This window comes from Rhodococcus sp. Leaf233 (assembly GCF_001426165.1).
GTDB classification, from domain to species: Bacteria; Actinomycetota; Actinomycetes; order Mycobacteriales; family Mycobacteriaceae; genus Rhodococcoides; species Rhodococcoides fascians.
The window spans coordinates 576,563-594,618 of record NZ_LMRO01000001.1; the positions used below are offsets into that span (position 1 = coordinate 576,563).

At 64.7% G+C, this 18,056-nt stretch carries 19 protein-coding genes; 9 read left to right on the top strand and 10 right to left on the bottom strand.

Features of this window, described 5'->3' with window-relative positions; genetic code table 11:
* The first annotated feature begins 134 nt into the window (after positions 1–134).
* A complete protein-coding gene (locus ASH04_RS02845) occupies positions 135–545 on the top strand; it encodes an NUDIX hydrolase (protein ID WP_027498464.1) in 411 nt (136 codons plus the stop codon).
* A 60-nt stretch (positions 546–605) separates the two neighbouring features.
* On the top strand, positions 606–1,358 hold the full coding sequence (locus tag ASH04_RS02850; RefSeq protein WP_032365137.1) for an isocitrate lyase/PEP mutase family protein: 753 nt from the start codon (positions 606–608) through the stop codon (positions 1,356–1,358).
* Positions 1,359–1,415: 57 nt separating this feature from the next.
* On the opposite strand, the gene ASH04_RS02855 is transcribed toward ASH04_RS02850, so the two are convergent.
* The 6 genes from ASH04_RS02855 to ASH04_RS02880 form a co-directional block, all read right to left on the bottom strand.
* Positions 1,416–3,602 carry an AAA family ATPase gene (locus ASH04_RS02855; protein WP_057472692.1) on the bottom strand — a complete coding sequence of 729 codons (2,187 nt, stop codon included), beginning with the start codon at positions 3,600–3,602 and terminating at the stop codon, positions 1,416–1,418.
* Positions 3,603–3,623: 21 nt separating this feature from the next.
* Positions 3,624–4,478 (bottom strand): CDP-alcohol phosphatidyltransferase family protein, encoded by an 855-nt coding sequence (locus ASH04_RS02860; RefSeq protein WP_027498461.1) that lies wholly within the window; start codon positions 4,476–4,478, stop codon positions 3,624–3,626.
* Between the two features lie 7 nt (positions 4,479–4,485).
* Entirely contained in the window at positions 4,486–5,202 is a 717-nt protein-coding gene (locus tag ASH04_RS02865) for a phosphatidylserine decarboxylase (protein ID WP_032365139.1), read from the bottom strand.
* A gap of 139 nt (positions 5,203–5,341) precedes the next feature.
* Positions 5,342–5,611 (bottom strand): GlsB/YeaQ/YmgE family stress response membrane protein, encoded by a 270-nt coding sequence (locus ASH04_RS02870; RefSeq protein WP_027498459.1) that lies wholly within the window; start codon positions 5,609–5,611, stop codon positions 5,342–5,344.
* A gap of 88 nt (positions 5,612–5,699) precedes the next feature.
* Complete coding sequence (locus ASH04_RS02875; protein ID WP_057472693.1) at positions 5,700–6,164, bottom strand: SRPBCC family protein; 465 nt, start codon at positions 6,162–6,164, stop codon at positions 5,700–5,702.
* A gap of 158 nt (positions 6,165–6,322) precedes the next feature.
* Positions 6,323–7,099, bottom strand: coding sequence for a DUF1206 domain-containing protein (locus ASH04_RS02880; protein ID WP_155293710.1), 777 nt, complete (start codon positions 7,097–7,099; stop codon positions 6,323–6,325).
* Between the two features lie 484 nt (positions 7,100–7,583).
* Here ASH04_RS02880 and ASH04_RS02885 point away from each other — a divergent pair, with 484 nt between their 5' ends.
* The 5 genes from ASH04_RS02885 (at position 7,584) to ASH04_RS02905 (ending at position 12,379) form a co-directional block, all read left to right on the top strand.
* Positions 7,584–9,239, top strand: a complete 1,656-nt coding sequence (locus ASH04_RS02885) for an FAD-dependent oxidoreductase (RefSeq protein ID WP_032386146.1) — start codon at positions 7,584–7,586, stop codon at positions 9,237–9,239.
* A complete protein-coding gene (locus ASH04_RS02890; RefSeq protein ID WP_057472694.1) occupies positions 9,236–10,669 on the top strand; it encodes an ATP-binding protein in 1,434 nt (477 codons plus the stop codon). The genes ASH04_RS02885 and ASH04_RS02890 overlap by 4 nt, the downstream gene beginning before the upstream one ends.
* Positions 10,666–11,010 carry a UBP-type zinc finger domain-containing protein gene (locus ASH04_RS02895; protein ID WP_032382254.1) on the top strand — a complete coding sequence of 115 codons (345 nt, stop codon included), beginning with the start codon at positions 10,666–10,668 and terminating at the stop codon, positions 11,008–11,010. The genes ASH04_RS02890 and ASH04_RS02895 overlap by 4 nt, the downstream gene beginning before the upstream one ends.
* Positions 11,011–11,090: 80 nt before the next feature.
* On the top strand, positions 11,091–11,768 hold the full coding sequence (locus ASH04_RS02900; protein WP_057472695.1) for a GOLPH3/VPS74 family protein: 678 nt from the start codon (positions 11,091–11,093) through the stop codon (positions 11,766–11,768).
* An 8-nt stretch (positions 11,769–11,776) separates the two neighbouring features.
* Positions 11,777–12,379 carry a DJ-1/PfpI family protein gene (locus tag ASH04_RS02905; RefSeq protein WP_057472696.1) on the top strand — a complete coding sequence of 201 codons (603 nt, stop codon included), beginning with the start codon at positions 11,777–11,779 and terminating at the stop codon, positions 12,377–12,379.
* Here the strand turns inward: ASH04_RS02905 and ASH04_RS27080 are convergent.
* Both ASH04_RS27080 and ASH04_RS27085 read right to left on the bottom strand, forming a co-directional pair.
* Positions 12,359–12,568: a DoxX family protein gene (locus ASH04_RS27080; protein ID WP_235579905.1), complete on the bottom strand. Its 210-nt coding sequence runs from the start codon at positions 12,566–12,568 to the stop codon at positions 12,359–12,361. The two genes, ASH04_RS02905 and ASH04_RS27080, sit on opposite strands and share 21 nt — an antisense overlap.
* A complete protein-coding gene (locus ASH04_RS27085) occupies positions 12,569–12,706 on the bottom strand; it encodes a hypothetical protein (protein ID WP_235579906.1) in 138 nt (45 codons plus the stop codon).
* A 79-nt stretch (positions 12,707–12,785) separates the two neighbouring features.
* Here ASH04_RS27085 and ASH04_RS02915 point away from each other — a divergent pair, with 79 nt between their 5' ends.
* Positions 12,786–13,115: a winged helix-turn-helix transcriptional regulator gene (locus tag ASH04_RS02915; protein ID WP_032365146.1), complete on the top strand. Its 330-nt coding sequence runs from the start codon at positions 12,786–12,788 to the stop codon at positions 13,113–13,115.
* A gap of 50 nt (positions 13,116–13,165) precedes the next feature.
* On the opposite strand, the gene ASH04_RS02920 is transcribed toward ASH04_RS02915, so the two are convergent.
* Positions 13,166–15,031 (bottom strand): BCCT family transporter, encoded by a 1,866-nt coding sequence (locus ASH04_RS02920; RefSeq protein ID WP_032365147.1) that lies wholly within the window; start codon positions 15,029–15,031, stop codon positions 13,166–13,168.
* A gap of 289 nt (positions 15,032–15,320) precedes the next feature.
* Between ASH04_RS02920 and ASH04_RS02925 the strand changes: the two genes are divergently transcribed.
* Positions 15,321–16,238 (top strand): serine/threonine-protein kinase, encoded by a 918-nt coding sequence (locus tag ASH04_RS02925; protein ID WP_032390649.1) that lies wholly within the window; start codon positions 15,321–15,323, stop codon positions 16,236–16,238.
* Between the two features lie 65 nt (positions 16,239–16,303).
* Here ASH04_RS02925 and ASH04_RS02930 read toward each other — a convergent pair whose 3' ends face one another.
* Positions 16,304–17,785, bottom strand: a complete 1,482-nt coding sequence (locus tag ASH04_RS02930) for an amino acid permease (protein WP_027498447.1) — start codon at positions 17,783–17,785, stop codon at positions 16,304–16,306.
* Between the last annotated feature and the right edge of the window lie 271 nt (positions 17,786–18,056).

Consider the following 18,056-nt stretch of genomic DNA (forward strand, 5'->3'; position numbering starts at 1 on the left):
CGGTCTGTGAGAAATAGCGGACCGACCACCGAACGGTGGCGGGCACGTTTGTCGGTTTCCATCCTACTTTGCGTGGTCGACGGCGTGCCATGCGGTACAAACCGGACGTTTCCTATAGAGAGAGTCGATCGTCGATGAGTGAACCGAGACCCATTCGCACCGCCGGTCTTGCGTACGTTCGCCACCGCCGCATGCTTCAGACGCGGTCGACGGGCAAATCTGCCTTCTACATGGCCGGCGGCAAGATCGATCCCGGCGAGTCGCCCGAGCAGGCGCTGCACCGCGAGATCAGGGAAGAACTCGACGCCGCGGTCATCGACGTTCGGCTGCTCGGAGTGTTCGAGTGCCAGGCCTGGGGCCATCCGATGGGCACCCCGCTCGAGATCACGTGTTTTCTCGCCGATCTTGCCGACGAGCCGACGCCGACCAGCGAGATCGCCGAGATTCGGTACTTCACTCGCGACGAGTACGCCGCCATGCCCGATGTCGCCCCGGGGTCGTTGATGGTGTTCGACCGAATGAAGGCCCTCGATTTGATCGACTGAAGCGCGTATGTTGGATGTGGGAGAACGTACGTTCTCCACAACCGCCGCGAAGGAGTCTCCATGACCGACCTGTCCCAGAAGGCCACCACCCTGCTCGAGCTGCACCAGCCGGGCAACCCGGTCGTCCTGCCGACCGTATGGGACGCCTGGTCCGCCAACCTCGCCGTGTCCGCCGGCTTCACTGCACTGACCGTTGGCAGCCACCCCGTCTCCGACTCCATCGGCAAGCCCGACAACGAGGGCATCACCTTCGACGAACTGCTCACCCGCATCTCCCAGATCTCCGCCGCCGTGGACGCACCGCTCTCGGTCGACATCGAATCCGGCTACGGAGAAGACCCCAAGCGCCTGATCGACGGACTGATCTCCGCCGGAGCCGTCGGCCTCAACATCGAGGACACCGTCCACAGCGAGGGCGGCCGACTCCGCGAAGCACAGGAACACGCCGACTTCGTCGGAGCCCTCCGCGCGGCATCAGACGCCACCGACGTCCACGTCGTCATCAACGCCCGCACCGACCTGTTCGTCAAGCAGATCGGTGACGAGAACGATCGCGTCGACCGCGCCATCGCACGCCTGAAACTGGCCGCCGCTGCCGGTGCCGACTCGCTCTACCCCGTCGGCTTCCACAACGACGACGACTACAAGCGTCTCGCCGAAGAACTCCCGCTGCCCATCAACGCCATCGCCAACCCCGCCGAGGGCGACCTCTCGCACTTCGCTTCCCTCGGCGTCGGTCGCATCAGCTTCGGCCCGATCTTCCAGATGGTGCTCGCCAAGCGCGCCGAAGAAGTTCTGGCCCGCTGGAAGTAAGTGCTGCGCAGTGGTGTGGTTATGTGCCGCGGAGGGCGCATAACCACACCACTGCCGCTAGGCACTCCCGTAAGCCCGCAGATGCGCCACCTGCTCGGGATCGAGTGACGGTTTGACCGTCGCCCGAGCGGTGGCGACATCCTCGGCGGTGACGTCTGCTGCGTCCATCGACCGACGCATCGCCGTCAGTGCGGCCTCGCGCAGCAGGGCCGCGCAGTCCGCGGCGGAGTAGTCGTCGAGATCGCGTGCGAGGGCTTCGAGATCGACATCCTCGGCGAGCGGGATCGACTTGCCCGACGCCTTCAGGATGTCCACTCGCGCATCGGCATCCGGCGGCGGGACGAAGACCAGGCGCTCGAGCCTGCCGGGCCGCAGTAGAGCCGGGTCGATCAGATCGGGCCGGTTCGTTGCGCCGAGAACGACGACGTCGCGCAGTGGTTCGACGCCGTCGAGCTCGGTCAGCAGTGCCGCGACCACTCGGTCGCCGACACCGGAATCCGAACTCTGCCCGCGACGCGGTACGAGGGCGTCTACTTCGTCGAGAAAGATGAGCGAGGGGGCGGAGTCGCGGGCGCGCTGAAACAGTTCGCGCACAGCCTTTTCCGAGGACCCGACCCATTTGTCCATCAGTTCCGCGCCCTTGACCGAGTGCACGCTGAGCTGGCCCGAACTGGCCAGGGCGCGCACCAGAAACGTCTTGCCGCATCCGGGTGGGCCGTACAGTAGAACCCCTCGCGGTGGCTCGATGCCCAAGCGCGCGAACGAATCCGGATGACGCAGCGGCCACAATACGGCCTCGGTCAGGGCCTGCTTGGTCTCGACCATGTCTCCCACGTCCTCGAGGGAGAGGCTGCCGATCGCCAATTCCTCGGCACCCGAGCGCGACAACGGCCGAATCACCTGCAACGCGCCGATCAGGTCGTCGTGCATCAGTGAGGCGGCGGTGGCATCGTTGGATGCCCGCGCAGCCGCTCGTAGCGCCGCTTCGCGCACCAGGGCAGCGAGATCGGCGACAACGAAACCCGGTGCCCGTGAGGCTATTTCGACAAGGTCGACATCTTCCTGAGGGACCTTCTTCAGTAGATGCTCCAGTAACGCTCTGCGACCGGCGGCATCGGGGAGAGTGAGGGTCAGTTCGCGATCGCACAGATCCTGCCCACGCACTCTGGCGTCGGTGGCCTCGGGATGTGCCGTCGTCACGATCAGTGCGAAGCCGGGAGTGTCGACGGCACGGCGCAGCACATCGAGGACGAACGTCGACGCAGGCTCCGGATCGGACGGCAGCAACGCGTCGACATCGGTGATCAGCAGCACCCCCGAGCCGGTCAGTTCGTCCACCGCAGCAGTGACGCGTTCGACGCGAGCCGACGCCTCCAATGCGCCGATCGACGGCCCGTCCAGCACGACGCATCGCCGTTCGCCGATGACGGCGCGTGCCAACGTCGTCTTGCCCACTCCGCCGGGGCCGGTGATCAGCACACCCAGATGCGGAGATGCGCCGAGGGTGGCGAGCAGTTCCGACTCGTCGAGCGCCAGTCGTAGCCACTCGGTGAGTTTGGCCTGTGCAGTGCTCATACCCACCAGGTCGGCTGCGCTGACGCGTGGCGGGGCCGCAGCTCCGGGCGTCGGAACCGATGTGGCCGAGGCCGATTCGGGTGATCCCGAGGCGACCGTGCCGCGTCCCCAGCTCACCGCAGAATTGGGTTGCACGCTCACGGGACCGCCGGAGGGTTCGACGGCCGAGACCGTCAACAGTTCGGTCGTCCACGCCACCCCGAACGTTCGCGACAGTGCCTGCGTGGCCGTCGACGTCGATGTGCCGGGCCCCAGATCGCGGGGGAGGAGCGACACGGTGTCGCCCACGGTGAGGACCTTGCCGAGTAGCGCTTGGCGCAGGGTGGCGTCGGAGATGGAACCGGTGGCCAGGGCCGATCCGGTGACCGTGACGGTTCTCGCCCCGTAGACCGTCACGGGAGCGACTGCCACAGAGGCATTTTCGCGTAGTCCGGCGTTGGAGAGCGTGACGTCGTCGAGTAGCGCGGTACCCTGCGGGATTCCGTTGGGAGCCTCGGCAACCACCGCAGCCGTACGCCGAGAACCGATGAGCGAGACGGCATCCCACTCCCGCAGACCGAGCGCCGCCAAGACCTCGGGATGGAGTCGGACGACGCCTCGCCTGGCGTCGGCGGCCGAGGTGTTCAATCGGGTGGTGAGAACGAGCTCGGGGGTTCGGGATTCGGTCACACGTCCAACCTAATGGGGTCGTCAGCTGCGCGGTCGGCGAAGTCCCAGACGCGCCTGCGACCGGCGCGCGTTGCCGGGCGACCGTCGAATGGCGCGGCGTTCCGCGCGACGCTCGGCCGGCTTCGCATCCCACGTGTACGGGCGTGCAGCCGTCCAGCGCTGCGAGCGCACCGCGAACGGAATGTGTACGAGGTAGGCGAACACCAATCCCATCAGCAGGACCAGCGGGAAGGTGATGAGCGCGGCAGCGAGCAGCGCGACCAACACCAGCAAACCGGCGGCCAAGCGCGGTGGCACCGAGACCGTCTTGAGCGCGAGAGTGGGGATGGTGCTCACGATCAGGCCTGCGGTGAGGATCGACCAGCCGGCGACGACGTAGAACGAGGCCCACCAGCCGTCGCCGAATTCCTCGAATGCAGCGATCGGGGCGAGCGCGATGAGTGCACCTGCGGGTGCGGGGACCCCGGTGAAGAACTCGCGGGCGTACGCCGGGGTGTCGTCCTCGTCGAGCAGGGTGTTGAACCGGGCGAGGCGGAGCACGATGCTCACGGCGTACACCAGTGCGACGATCCAACCGCCACTACTGCCCTCGAGCAGAGTCACGTAGAGCACCAGGGCGGGCGCGACGCCGAACGAGATTGCATCGGACAGAGAATCCAGCTCGGCACCGATCTTGCTGGTGGCGTCGAGCAGACGAGCGATGCGGCCGTCCAGTGCATCGAGTATCGCAGCGGCACCGATCATCGCGAGTGCGGTTCCGAGTTGACCGTCGAGAGCGAACTTGACCGCCGACAGCCCGGAGCACAACGCGAGAATGGTGACGACCGACGGAAGCAGACGGATAGCAGCAGGCGGCTTGGCGCGTCTGGTGATCATGTCGTTTCTACTGGGGGAGCTCGGCGAGTACCGTCTCGGCACCGACCGCTCGTTGGCCGCGTTCGACGAGGAGCGTCGTCCCGGCCGGGAAGTAGGTGTCGACGCGGGAGCCGAATCGGATCAGGCCGTACGTGTCGCCGATGGAGAGCACGTCTCCGACCTTCGCGTTGTTGACGATGCGTCGAGCGATGAGACCGGCGATCTGCACCACGCCGACGTGGTGACCGGATTCGGTCTCGATGTGCATGCTGTTGCGCTCGTTGACCTCACTGGCTTCGGCCAGGTCTGCGGACTTGAACTGGCCGCGGCGATGCACGACCTCGACCACGCGTCCGCCGACGGGAACACGCTGCACGTGCACGTCCAGAACGGACAGGAAGATGCTCACTCGCGGCACGGGCTGTGCACCGAGATCGAGCTCGGCGGGCGGGATCGCGGTGTCGACGAGGGTGACCAAACCGTCGGCGGGAGCGACGACGACGCCGGGGCGGTTCGGCGGCACGCGCGACGGGTGGCGGAAGAAGGTGGCGCAGGCTCCGGCGGCGACGAGCCCGGCATTGCGGACCCACTTCGACCGACGGCCGAGCACTGCGACGGCCAGGGGACCACCGACGAAGGGCAGTCCGGCGGGGTGCAGCGGTGGAACCGTTTCGCGAACCAGGTCGACGATGTGAGCCACTCCCGTGCGGGGTGGTTGATCAATCGGGGCGGGACGGCGTGCCACGGTCTCCTCTTACTGTCGGGCGAGCTCGGATGCGGGCAGGGATTGGACGCCGGGAGCTGATCGGACGGCGAACAAAACGACTGCCGGGGCCCTCACAGAGTACGTGAGCGGCCCCGGCAGTCGGGAAGTGCGAGTGAAATCAGACGCGGCTGCGACCGGTCACGAGCTTGACCAGGAACAGCAGGATGCATGCACCGAGGATGCAGGTGATGAAGCTGAAGATCAGGCCGCCACCTTCGACGTCGACGCCGAAGACCTTGAGCAGGTATCCACCGATGAGGCCGCCGATGATGCCGACGACGATGTTCAGGATGATGCCCATCTGAGCATCGGTCTTCATGATCTTGCTGCCGATCCAGCCGGCGAGACCGCCGATGATGATCCAGCCGATGATTCCGAGACCCAACATGTGTTGCCCCCACTTTCCGTGTGTATCGATTGCTTGTCGAAACCATGGATGCCCAGGGGTAACAAACCTGAAACCTTCCTGAGAAAAGTTATTTTCGGCTCGACTTTTCGCTTTCGGTCTTGATGCGTCGGAGCGTGCTGTTCATGCCTTCGACCAGCTCGACATCGAACTCGTCGATCCCGCCGAGGATCCGCTTGACCAGCAGCGACGACACGGCCGAGGTGCCGCTGGGGGCTTCCCGCTTCTCGACGACGGTGGTTCCGTTTGCCGTCGGAGTGAGCGTGTACGACCAGATCGTCTTGTTCTCGACGATGCGGAACGCCAGTGCCTTGTTCGGCTCGAAGGTGACGACCTTGGCGCTGGTCGGCCACACGAGCAGGCCCTTGCGGTTGATGTTGAGCGTTCGGGTGCCCTTGCCGACGGGTCCGCCGAAGACCTTCATCTTCTTGCACTGCGGACTCCACTCGCCCATGCGCTGTAGGTCCGAGACGACCGACCACACGGCCTGCGGACTGGCATCGATGTCGATCGTGGCTTCGAGGGTCTTGCTCAACGTGGGCCTCCGGGTTGTAGGAATAGCTGCAACTGATCGTCACACCAATCGTGTGCATCCTATGTGGCCGTGACCACACTCGGCCACCATGTGAGTGGAACCTCGTAGCCCACTACGAACTTCCACTCACATGCGAGCGAAGCGAGCTCCACTCCTGCTCACATGCGAGCGCGGCGAGCCAGAACGAATGCATACAGGCCGTACAGAGCGATTCCCACGCCGGCGAGGATCAACAGAACCTGCCCGTACGGCTGGGCTCCCAGGGTCTTGACGGCACCGTCGATTCCGGTGGCCTTCGACGGGTCCGACTGCAGTACCGCTACGACGACGAGGATTCCCGCCCCCACGAGCGCCGTGCCCTTGGCCGCGTATCCGGCGATGCCAAGCTTCACGACCGCTCCGCTCTGACTGCCTTCGAGGTCGTCGAGGAAATTCTTCGAGACGCCCTTGTAGACGTGGTATCCGCCGACGCCGATGACGATCAGGGCGATGACGATCAAAACGAGCTTGCCGCCACCGGATTCCATCAGTCGCGCCGAGTAGCCGGCGTTCTGTTGCCCACTGGACTTACCGGATCCGGTCGCGAAACCGTAGGTAGAGAATGCGAAGGCGATGTAGACGACGGCCAGCGCTGCCGCCTTCAGTCGATCCATCGCGCTGCCCTCGTCGGAATCGGACTTCTTGCCGACGATGGCCTCGACGATGCGCCACAGGGCCAGTGCCACGAACGCGACGACGGCAACCCACAGTGCGATCTTGCCGCCGGGCTTCTCGGCCAGTTCTGCGAGTGCTCCGGACTGGTCGGCGTTACCGCCCTGACCGAACGCCAATCGGATGGCGATGTACCCGATCAGGATGTGCAGCACTCCGCTGACGAAGTGGCCGGCCCGGGCCGCCTTCTCGAATGCACCGTTGTCCTGAACCGAATTGGCCAGTGATTTTCCTGTTCCCGAATGTCCCGACGTGGATTTTCCCGACGTGTTCACGAACGTTCCCCGATCAGTTGATGTGGGCCGATGTTTACCCCACGTAGAGCGGGGAGAAACGGTCTTTCGGCGCGAAACGCCGTACGAGATCCCAGCCCGGCGTTAACGCCGGGCGGACACTGATCGATGTAGCAAGCGGAGTGTCGGGACCAACGAAGAAATTGTTCGGAGTGATCCACCGTGAAATTACAGTCGATAATGCGTCGTACAAGCAGTGATCTGCCCCTGTTGAAGACCGCCAGGATGAGCGGCAGTCCGCGTACCTGGCCTGCCGAGAAGCTCGAGCGGCTGCTCACCCCGCAGGAGATCGATCTGATCAGGCGCGGCCGAATCTGACCCTGCTGTTCCCAGGCTCGACGCCGTCACTCACCTCCCATAGGGGGTCCGGTGGTGGCATGCTCATGAGGTTGACGAGCACCAGTCCTGGAGGGTCATGAAACCGGTCATTCTCAGCGTCGACGACGATCCCGGAGTATCGCGTTCGGTCGCCCGCGACCTGCGCCGCCGGTACGGCGAGCAGTACCGCATCGTGCGCGCGGAATCCGGTGCCGGGGCGCTCGATGCACTGAAGGAATTGACGTTGCGCGGCACTCCGGTCGCGATTCTGTTGGCCGACTACCGCATGCCGAACATGAGCGGCATGGAATTTCTCGAACAGGCCATGGATCTGTTCCCGACGGCGCGGCGAATCCTGCTCACCGCCTATGCCGACACCGACGCTGCGATCGACGCCATCAACGTCATCGATCTCGACTACTACCTGCTCAAGCCGTGGGATCCACCCGAGGAAAAGCTCTACCCCGTCCTCGACGCTCAGCTCGAAGCCTGGTGTGCGTACGACCACCGGGCCGTGGAGGACACCAAGATCGTCGGTCACCGCTGGTCTGCGCGGTCCTCGGAGATCAGGGAGTTCCTCGCCCGCAATCAACTGCCGTACCGCTGGTACATGTCCGACGAATCCGAGGGTGCGCGGCTGTTGGCCGCGGCCGGAGTGGCAGACGACCGGCTGCCGGTGGTCATCACCACCGAAGGTGACGCGCTGATCGAGCCGTCCGATGCCGAGCTCGGCAACCGCCTTGGGCTGACGGTCTCGCCGTCGGAAGAGTTCTACGACCTCGTCGTCATCGGCGGCGGCCCGGCCGGACTCGGCGCTGCGCTCTACGGCGCGTCCGAGGGCCTGCGCACCACGTTGATCGAGCGCACCGCGACGGGCGGGCAGGCCGGGCAGAGTTCACGCATCGAGAACTACCTCGGTTTTCCCGACGGCGTCTCGGGTGCACAACTCGCGGAGCGGGCTCGGCGGCAGGCGCTGAAGTTCGGTGCCGAGGTGGTCACCACGCAGGACGTCGTGGCCTTGGAGACCAACGGCGCTGCGCGGACCGTGCGGTTCGCCGACGGCCGCAGCATCAGCGCCCAGACGATCATCCTGTCCACCGGCGTCGCCTACCGCCGGTTGGAGGCCCCCGGAATCGACGACTTCACCGGTCGCGGAGTGTTCTACGGATCGGCGATGACCGAGGCAGCTCGCTGCGCCGAGCAGGACGTCTTCATCGTCGGCGGCGCGAACTCCGCAGGCCAGGCGGCGGTCTATCTCTCGCGGGGCGCGAGGTCGGTGACGATCCTGATCCGTGCGGCGTCCCTCGAGGCATCGATGTCGTACTACCTCATCAAGCAGATCGAGGAGAACCCGAAGATCAGCGTTCGGCCGTGCACCGAGGTCGTCGGCGTCTCCGGTGACGGGCACCTCGAGCAGATCACGCTGCACAACAGGGCAACCGACGAGACGACGACGGTGGACGCGCAGTACCTGTTCCTGTTCATCGGCGCGGCACCGCGGACCGATTGGCTCGACGGCGTGCTCGTGCGTGACGATCACGGATTCGTGGTGACGGGCCCCGATCTGGTGGTCGACGGCCGCGGTCCTGCCGGGTGGACACCCGCGCGGTTGCCGCACCACCTCGAGACGAGCGTGCCGGGAGTGTTCGCGGCCGGTGACGTCCGGTCGGACTCGGCCAAGCGGGTTGCCTCGGCAGTGGGAGAAGGAGCGATGGCCGTGATGTTGGTGCACAGATACCTGGCAAATCCGTGAACGCGCCCCTGTGCGATCCGGAGGAGTTGCGGACGCTGTTCTTGTTCGAGCAGCTCACCGACGCACAGCTCGCCGAGCTGTGTCGAGACGGCCGTATCGAAACGATCGAGCCGGGGCCGGTGTACGCGGAGGGCGACCCAGCGACGTGCTTCTACGTGTTGATCGAGGGCTCGGTGGTGCTCTCGAAGCTCTCGGGCGGGGAAGACCTGGTGGTCAATCGCACCTCGCAGCGCGGGGTGTATGCCGGTGCGTGGCAGGCGTATCTGGGCGATCGAGTACCGCAGACCTACCAGGGTTCGATGCGGGTGACCGCGCAGTCCCGGTTCTTCGTCCTCGATGCCGACTGCTTCGCCTCGATCGTGCGCGAGTGGTTCCCGATGGCCCTCCATCTGCTCGAGGGATTGTTCTTCGGAAACCAGAACACCAAGCAGGTCGTCGAGCAGCGAGAACGCTTGTTGGCGTTGGGTTCTCTGTCGGCCGGGTTGACGCACGAGCTGAACAATCCGGCCGCGGCCGCGGTGCGGGCGACGTCCGCGTTGCGAAATCGGGTGGCGCACATGCGGCAGAAATTGGCAATGATTGCCGGCGGGACTCTCGATCGCTCGAGCTTGTCGCATCTGGTCGGACTGCAGAACGAGGCCGTGGAGTTGGTGGCCAAGGCGCCCAAGTTGACGGCCATGGAGGCGTCGGACCGGGAGGACGAGCTCGGAGAGTGGTTCGACGACAACGGAATCGACGGGGGATGGGATCTGGCCCCCACTTTCGTCTCGGCGGGTCTCGACGTGCCGTGGCTGGATCGGGTGTCGGCGACGGTGGGGGATCCGGCCATGCTCGAAGGGGCGATCAGGTGGCTCAACTACACGGTGGAAACCGAGTTGTTGATGAACGAGATCTCGGATTCGACCACTCGGATCTCCACTCTGGTCGGCGCGGCCAAGCAGTACTCGCAGATGGATCGAGCGCCCTACCAGACCGTCGACGTACGGGAACTGCTCGACAGCACGCTGATCATGTTGGGGCGCAAGATCGGTGACGATATCCGCGTGGTGAAGGAATACGACCCGTCGGTACCTCCCATTCCCGCGTATGCCGCCGAGCTCAATCAGGTATGGACCAATCTGATCGACAATGCGGTGCAGGCCATGGAGGGCCGCGGCACGCTCACCGTCCGCACACTTCTCGACGACGATCAGGTGCAGATCGAGGTGTGCGATACCGGACCCGGTGTGCCGGAGGATATTCGGTCGCGAATATTCGAGCCGTTCTTCACCACCAAGGCCGTCGGTGAGGGCACGGGGCTCGGTCTGGACATCTCGTGGCGGATCGTGGTGAAGAAACATCAGGGCGATCTGCGAGTGGTGTCCCAGCCGGGGGACACCCGATTCATCGTGCGACTGCCCGTTCATCCAGCAATCGAGGAGGCATTATGACAATCGACGGTATCGATCCGACAGTCCCGCCGTCCGGCCCGGGCTGCGTGGAGTGCACGCAGACGCAGGGGTGGTGGGTGCATCTGCGGCGATGTGCGCAGTGCGGGCACATCGGGTGCTGTGATTCGTCTCCGTCGCAGCACGCCAGCAAGCACGCCGAATCCACTCGGCACCAGTTCGTGCGCAGCTACGAGCCCGGTGAGGACTGGTTCTACAACTACGAGGACGAGCAGATGTACGACGGGCCCGAACTTGCTCCGCCGCAACATCATCCGCTCGATCAGACGGTTCCGGGCCCCCGTGAACGGGTGCCCTCGAATTGGCAGAGTCTGATCAACTGAGTGGGCTGGGCCGACTGAACAGTCGATTTCGCCCGGATGAACACCGCAAATCCAGCGCGCACTGTGGGTAATCTCGCAGCATGACCTTGATTGCGGAGGACCTGCTGCTGTTGTTGCTCGACGAAGAATCGGGCAAGCCATCGGCCGATTCCACCAAGTTGCCCCGTGTTCTCGCGGGTGCGCTGGTCGTCGAGCTCGCCCTGGGCGGGTCGCTCCGCATCACCGGTCCCGGTGAGCAGACCAAGAAGGACCACGTCGTCGTCGCGGGAGATCCGCCCGCAGACCCGTTGCTGCGCCGGGTGTTCGATCTGGTGGCAACGGCGTCGCGGCCGATGAAGCCGCAGAAGGTGATCGAGAAGTCGCAGAAGAATCTGGCGAAGGAACTGGCTGCGCGTCTGGTCGCGCAGGGCTTCGTCACCGAGAAGCAGGACAAGGTCTGGGGGCTGTTCCCGACGACGACGTGGCCGGCTCGCGACACCTCGCGGGAGAAGGTGCTGCGGGATGCACTGCGGAGCGCTCTCGTCGACGGCACAACGCCGACGCCGCATTCGGCTGCTCTGATCTCACTTATCTCGGCAGTCGATCTGACGCACAAGGTCATCGTCGATGCCGACAAGAAGGTGCTGAAGACGAGGGCCAAGCAGATCGCCGAGGGTGAGTGGGCGGGTGCAGCTGTCCGCAAAGCGGTCTCGGACGTCAATGCCGCGGTGACGGCAGCGATCATGGTGCCCGTCATCGTTTCGACCACGAGCAGCTGAGGGCGAAAATGAGAAGTATTGCGATTCTGTTGTTCGACGACGTCGAGGTGCTCGATGCCTGCGGGCCGTTCGAGGTGTTCTCGGTGGCCAATCGGGTGGCCCAACGTGCCGGTAGCGCGGTGCCTTTCGACATGACGCTCGTCGGGCTCGACGACGCAGCGGTACGCGCGCGAGGTGGGATGAGGATCGGCGTCGACACCACGATCGACGATCCACGGACCTACGACCTCGTCCTGGTTCCCGGCGGTGTCGTCGACGCGGTCGAAGCGGACGGCCGAGTGCTTCAGTGGCTGCAGCGACTTCGACCCACCGCAGAAGTTGTCGCATCGGTGTGCACCGGTGCTTTCGTTCTCGCCGCGGCGGGCCTGCTCGATTCGCGTCCGGTCACCACGCACTGGGAGGACCTCGACCTGTTGCGCACCCGCTGGCCCGCGCTGGCCGTGCACGAGGGAGTTCGATACATCGACCACGGTGATCTGGCGACGTCGGCCGGTATCAGTGCAGGCCTGGACCTTGCGCTGCATCTGGTCGCGCGGTGGACGAGCGCCGATCAGGCTCTCGCCACCGCGGGCCAGATGGACTACGACTGGTCAGGCGCTGAGCACCCGTAGGACCAGGGCAACGACGGCGAACACGGCCAGGCCTGCCGCCGGACCGAATTCCTTGTCCTTGATGCGCAGGTGCGCGACGACTGCTCCGACGAAGTACGCGATGACGCCGATGGCTGCCGCGACCCCGATCGGCCATGCGAACAGGCCGACGAGCAGGCCGATGGCACCGAGGATCTCCGCGTAGGCCAACTACGGAATCTTGTCTGCGGGCACGCCCACCTGTTCGAGCATCGGGACGACGGAGGGGTTGCGCGTCAGCTTTCCGACGGCGGAGAACGTGAGTGCCACGGCCAGCAGCACCGACACGACGACTGTTGCGATGAACATGAGCCCTGCTTTCATTTCTGAGGCCACTAGTGAATCAGAAGTGGCAAGGCAGACAGTAGCACTTCGGTACGGTGGGGTCATGGCCGCGAACGAACCCACTCACGAACCTCGTGCCTGCGACGGAGCCCTGACCAAAGCGTTCGGCTTCCTCGGCAAGCGATGGAACGGAATTCTGCTGGCCACCCTGATGAACGGGTCGATGGGATTCGCGGACCTACGCCGGGCCGTCGGTGGTATCAGCGATTCGGTCCTGTCCGAGCGGCTCGGTGAGCTCGGCAAGGCCGGCCTGGTCCAGCGAACAGTGGACAACGGACCGCCGCTCTCGGTGCAGTACAGCCTGACGCCGTCCGGTGCGGCGCTGCTGCCGTCCCTGCAAGCATTGACCGACTGGGCTTCGAAAAACCTCTGACCCCCGCGAACAATGTCGCGAGGGCCAGAGATCGGTGGTTGAGAAGGTGCTCAGTCCGCGTTCTTGCTGACGTTCTGGCCTTCGGCCGAATCTGCGAACTCCTGGGTGTCGAACACTTCGCCGCCCAGGGGATCGACCGGTGCGTTGTCACCGGAGTACTCGACCGCACCCGTCTCGGGGTGAATCTCGAGTTGTTCGGTGGGCACCTCGTGCACCGCCAGCACGACGCTGCCGTCCGTGCGCGGCGGCGTCACCCCTTCTCGAGACGGTGCCAGGCCGGAGAATGTCGACGAAATTCCGGCACTCACTCGCTTGCGTACCGCCGGTGACACCGGTGCTGCCTGAGGCTCGTCCTGCCCCACATCGGGTGTCGCGGTGACGCGCAAGTACCGCGGGGTGGTGGCGACGTCGTAGCGGAAGGCCTTGAGCATCGATATGCATGCGAGCACAAGGATGATCGAGAACGGTACTGCCGTGGCTATCGACATCGTCTGCAGGGCCGTCAACGATCCTGTCCCGCCGATCAGGAGCAGCACCGTTGCTGCCACGCCTTCGAGAATCGACCAGTACACGCGGGTGATCTTCGGGGGCTCGAGGTCACCGCCGGTGGAGAGGATGTCGATGACCAACGAGCCGGAATCGGAGGAGGTCACGAAGAAGAACACGATGACGAAGATCGCCAGCACGCTACTGATCGTAGCCAACGGCAACGTGTCGAGCAGCTGAAACAGACTCGTGTTGGTGTCGACGGCACCGTCGACCAGCAGGTCACCGTTGTCCCGCTGACGCAGAATGCCGGCATCACCGAAGATCGTGAACCACAGCGAACCGATGATGGTCGGTGCCAGCAGCACTCCGAACACGAATTCGCGGATGGTACGGCCGCGTGAGATGCGGGCGATGAACATGCCGACGAACGGTGCCCAGCTCATCCACCAGCCCCAGTAGAAGATGGTCCAGGCACCGGCCCAGCCATCGTCGGAGAAGGGCGACGTGCGCAGCATCAACTCGGGCAACGCCTGGACGTAGCCGCCGAGGTTCTGCACCCAGGACTGCATGAGGAACAGGCTCGGTCCAGCGATCAGAACGAAGACGGCCAGCGCCGCGGCCATTCCCATGTTGATGTTCGAGAGCCATTTGAGCCCTCGTGAGACGCCGGATACGACAGAGAACGTGGCGAGGCCGGTGACGCCGGCGATGATGAGGACCGTCACCCAGTTGTTGGTGTCGACCCAACCCAGGTACTCGAGACCGGCCGAAATCTGCTGCACACCGAATCCGAGCGAGGTGGCCACACCGAACAACGTGCCGATGATGGCGACGGAGTCGATCGCATGGCCGATGCCGCCCTCGATGCGCTTGCGTCCCAGCAGCGGCTCGAGCAACCAGCGCACGGACAGTGGGCGTCCTTTGCGGTACGTCATGTAGGCCAGCCCGAGTCCGACCACGACGTAGATCGCCCAGGCGTGCAGACCCCAGTGGAACAGGGTCAGCTCCATCGCCTGACGGGCGGCCGGGTCGGTGCTGCCGGGAATGCCCCCGGCTTCGGGTGGCGTGACGTAGTGCGAGAGAGGTTCGGCGACGCCGTAGAACACCAGGCCGATACCCATGCCGGCGCTGAAGAGCATCGCGAACCAGGACAGGACGCCGAACTCCGGCTTCTCGTCGTCGCGGCCCAGGCGAATGTTGCCGACCCTACTGAGGCCGCAGTACAGCGCGAACACCACAAAACCGGTGGTGGCCAGGATGTACCACCAGCCGACGCCACTGGTGATGGCGTTGTTGAGCTTGTCGAACGCGTCGGCGGCAGTGCCGGCATAGATCACCGAGAAGGTGATCATCACAAAAATGACGATAGATGCGGGGACGAAAACCGGCTTGAGCAGGCCGCCCCACGCTTCCTTTACTGCTTTCACTTACTTGACTTCCTTACAACTCGAGTCGAGGTGATCGGCTGACCACTATCGGTATGCCGTTCTTTTTCCCTTGTTTTGGTCAAGTACCGGTAATCACCATAAACGACGTCGGCGCGGGCGGCGAAACGTGACCGAGCCGGTGAGCTGGGGAGACAGGCCCGCGTCGAAAGTCTGCCGAGTCGCCGCGAGCACCCGAACGGACTACAGTTCTGTCGATGTTGCGGTCTCGCCCGGTCGTCCCCTTGTGGAGTCGATGTGCCGCGAGTAGCACTGCTGCACAGGAGATTCCGTGAATCCCGGCCAGCTGCAGCCGGGTGCGGAGTTCGCCGGCTTCCGGGTGCAGCGTCGCCTCGGGGTCGGCGGCATGAGTGAGGTGTACCTCGTACTCGGCCGCGGACACGATCGGCTCGAAGCTCTGAAGATCCTCGACCGCGACGCCTCGCGCTCGCCGCGACTGCGCACCAAATTTCGGACCGAGGCCACGGTGGCCGAGCTGCTGGTGCATCCGAACATCGTGTCGGTGCACGAACACGGTGAGTTCGAGGGCCAGTTGTGGATGTCGATGCACTACGTCGACGGGTACAGCGCGGCGCGGTTGGTCGCTCGCGGTCAGATCGCTCTCGACGTCTCCCGCGTGGCACGCATCGTCGCCGAGGTGGCCAAGGGCCTCGACTACGCCCACTCGAACGGCGTCCTGCACCGCGACGTCAAGCCGTCGAACATCCTCATCTCCACCGAGCGGGTGGACGGGTACGAGCAGGTGTTGTTGTCCGACTGGGGAATTGCGCGTCTGGTCGACGACTCGACGCCGCTGGTCGTCGGCGGAACTGTACTGGCGTCCATCCACTACGCGGCACCGGAACTGCTTCGCGGGGGAGTGCTGAGCGCGCAGACCGACGTCTACGCATTGGGGGCGACGCTGGTCGAATTGCTGACCGGGCGAACGCCGTACCCGTTGGCCACGCCGCTCGCGATCACGGCCGCCCATCTGTCGGCCGAACCGCCTGCGGTGACGAGGCGTCGGCGATCACTGCCGCGGGGTCTCGACGCGGTGGTCGCACGCGCGTTGGCCAAGGACCCGGCAGATCGATTCCAGACCTGCGTGGAGCTTGCCGATGCCGTGGCTGCTGCTGTTTCTGCCGGAGTGCCGGAGCCGCCGGCGCGACGCTCACCGTTCACCCGCTCGCGATGGCTCAGGTTTTCGTGACTCCATGAGCAGGGCCCCGCATCGGGTCGATGCGGGGCCCTGGCTCGAGAGGGGGTTGGGAAGGGTCACTCCTCCGGTTCGGTCGGACGGTTGGCCACCACCGGGTACTGGCCGGTGTAGCCCATTCGTTCTTCGGCCACCGAGAGCACCTTGGTGCGCACCAGGAACCAGCCGCCGATCAGTGCGGGGATGATGACGACGAGGGTCGCGATGGTCCACGAGCCGATCGGGGCATCGAAGGCCATCAGGACCAGCACGCCGAACAGGAAGACCAGCGTCGCGTAGCTCGTGTACGGCGCACCGAACAGACGGAACTTGGGCCGCTTCAGGATGCCCTTCTTGGACCAGCGGTACAGCTGGATCTGGCACAGCACGATGGTTGCCCAGCTGGCGATGATGCCCAGTGCGGACATGTTCAGCACGATCTCGAACGCTTCGCCCGGGGCGATGGCGTTGAGGGCGACACCGAACAGTGTGATGAAGCAGGTCAGCAGAATGCCGCCGAACGGTACTCCGCCCTTGGTCATCTTCTTGGTGAATTCCGGTGCGCTGCCGTTCATCGCCATCGACCGCAGAATTCGGCCGGTCGAGTAGAGACCGGCGTTGAGGCTGGACAGCGCCGCGGTGAGCACCACGATGTTCATGATGGTGCCCGCGCCGCCGAGGCCGATGCTCGAGAAGAACGTCACGAACGGCGAGGTACCGGCCTGATATGCGGTGTACGGCAACAGTAGTGCGAGCAGTACCAGCGAGCCGACGTAGAACAGTGCGATACGGGCGATGACCGAGTTGATCGCCCGCGGCATGATCTTCTCCGGGTTCTCGGTCTCGCCGGCCGCGGTCCCCACCAGTTCCACTGCGGCATAAGCGAACACGACACCCGAGATGACGATGACCAGGGGCCACGCGCCGGACGGGAACAGGCCGCCGTTGTCGGTGATCAAGCTGATTCCGGGCATCTCGGAACCGACGGGGATGCGGCCGGCCAAGAAGACGATGCCGACGATCAAGAAGGTCACCAGCGCGATGACCTTGATCATGGCCGCCCAGAACTCCATTTCACCGAACCACTTGACCGACACCAGGTTCAGGCTCATCACCAGAACCAGTGCGACCAGCGCGATGGCCCACTGCGGAATCACCTCGAAACTTCCCCAGTAATGCATGTAGGTCGCGATGGCCGTGACGTCGACGATGGCCGTCATCGCCCAGTTGAGGAAGTACATCCACCCGGCGACGAATGCGGCCTTCTCGCCGAAGAACTCGCGAGCGTACGAGACGAAGCTGCCCGACGACGGGCGGTGCAACACCAATTCGCCGAGGGCGCGGAGAATGAAGAAGACGAAAATTCCACAGAGGGCGTAGGCGAGGAACAGGCCAGGCCCGGCACTGGCGAGGCGTCCGCCTGCGCCGAGGAAAAGGCCGGTGCCGATTGCGCCACCGATCGCGATCATCTGCAACTGTCGAGGTTTGAGGCCCTTGTGGTAGCCCTCTTCCTCGTGGTCCATCGCCGAGTTGTCGTACGACGTGTCGACCGTATCGGACATATTCGATCCTCACTGTCGCTTTTGCGGGGGTTTGTCCGAATTTCTCGGGTGTCGAAACCGTTGTCGCTCAACGGTATTAGCGTCACGGGTCCGATGCACAGTATTCGGATGTTAACAATGCGTACAGGTGTGAACAGTGTGTGACGGATACCGGCTCGGCCGAGCATCTGCTCGGCACCTGCGTCCCGCGGTGGCGTCGAGCATGGGGGGTGCGGCGGTTCGCCGGCGGCGGACGACCTTGCACTCACCATGGGCGAGTGCTAGAAATGCA

Coding starts and splice junctions, on each gene's coding strand:
- ASH04_RS02905 (WP_057472696.1), top strand. CDS start 11,777: ATGAGAAGTATTGCGATTCTGTTGTTCGACGACGTCGAGGTGCTCGAT.
- ASH04_RS02860 (WP_027498461.1), bottom strand. CDS start 4,478: ATGATCACCAGACGCGCCAAGCCGCCTGCTGCTATCCGTCTGCTTCCG.
- ASH04_RS02930 (WP_027498447.1), bottom strand. CDS start 17,785: ATGTCCGATACGGTCGACACGTCGTACGACAACTCGGCGATGGACCAC.
- ASH04_RS27085 (WP_235579906.1), bottom strand. CDS start 12,706: ATGTTCATCGCAACAGTCGTCGTGTCGGTGCTGCTGGCCGTGGCACTC.
- ASH04_RS02900 (WP_057472695.1), top strand. CDS start 11,091: ATGACCTTGATTGCGGAGGACCTGCTGCTGTTGTTGCTCGACGAAGAA.
- ASH04_RS02845 (WP_027498464.1), top strand. CDS start 135: ATGAGTGAACCGAGACCCATTCGCACCGCCGGTCTTGCGTACGTTCGC.
- ASH04_RS02870 (WP_027498459.1), bottom strand. CDS start 5,611: ATGTTGGGTCTCGGAATCATCGGCTGGATCATCATCGGCGGTCTCGCC.
- ASH04_RS02850 (WP_032365137.1), top strand. CDS start 606: ATGACCGACCTGTCCCAGAAGGCCACCACCCTGCTCGAGCTGCACCAG.
- ASH04_RS02895 (WP_032382254.1), top strand. CDS start 10,666: ATGACAATCGACGGTATCGATCCGACAGTCCCGCCGTCCGGCCCGGGC.
- ASH04_RS02885 (WP_032386146.1), top strand. CDS start 7,584: ATGAAACCGGTCATTCTCAGCGTCGACGACGATCCCGGAGTATCGCGT.
- ASH04_RS02915 (WP_032365146.1), top strand. CDS start 12,786: ATGGCCGCGAACGAACCCACTCACGAACCTCGTGCCTGCGACGGAGCC.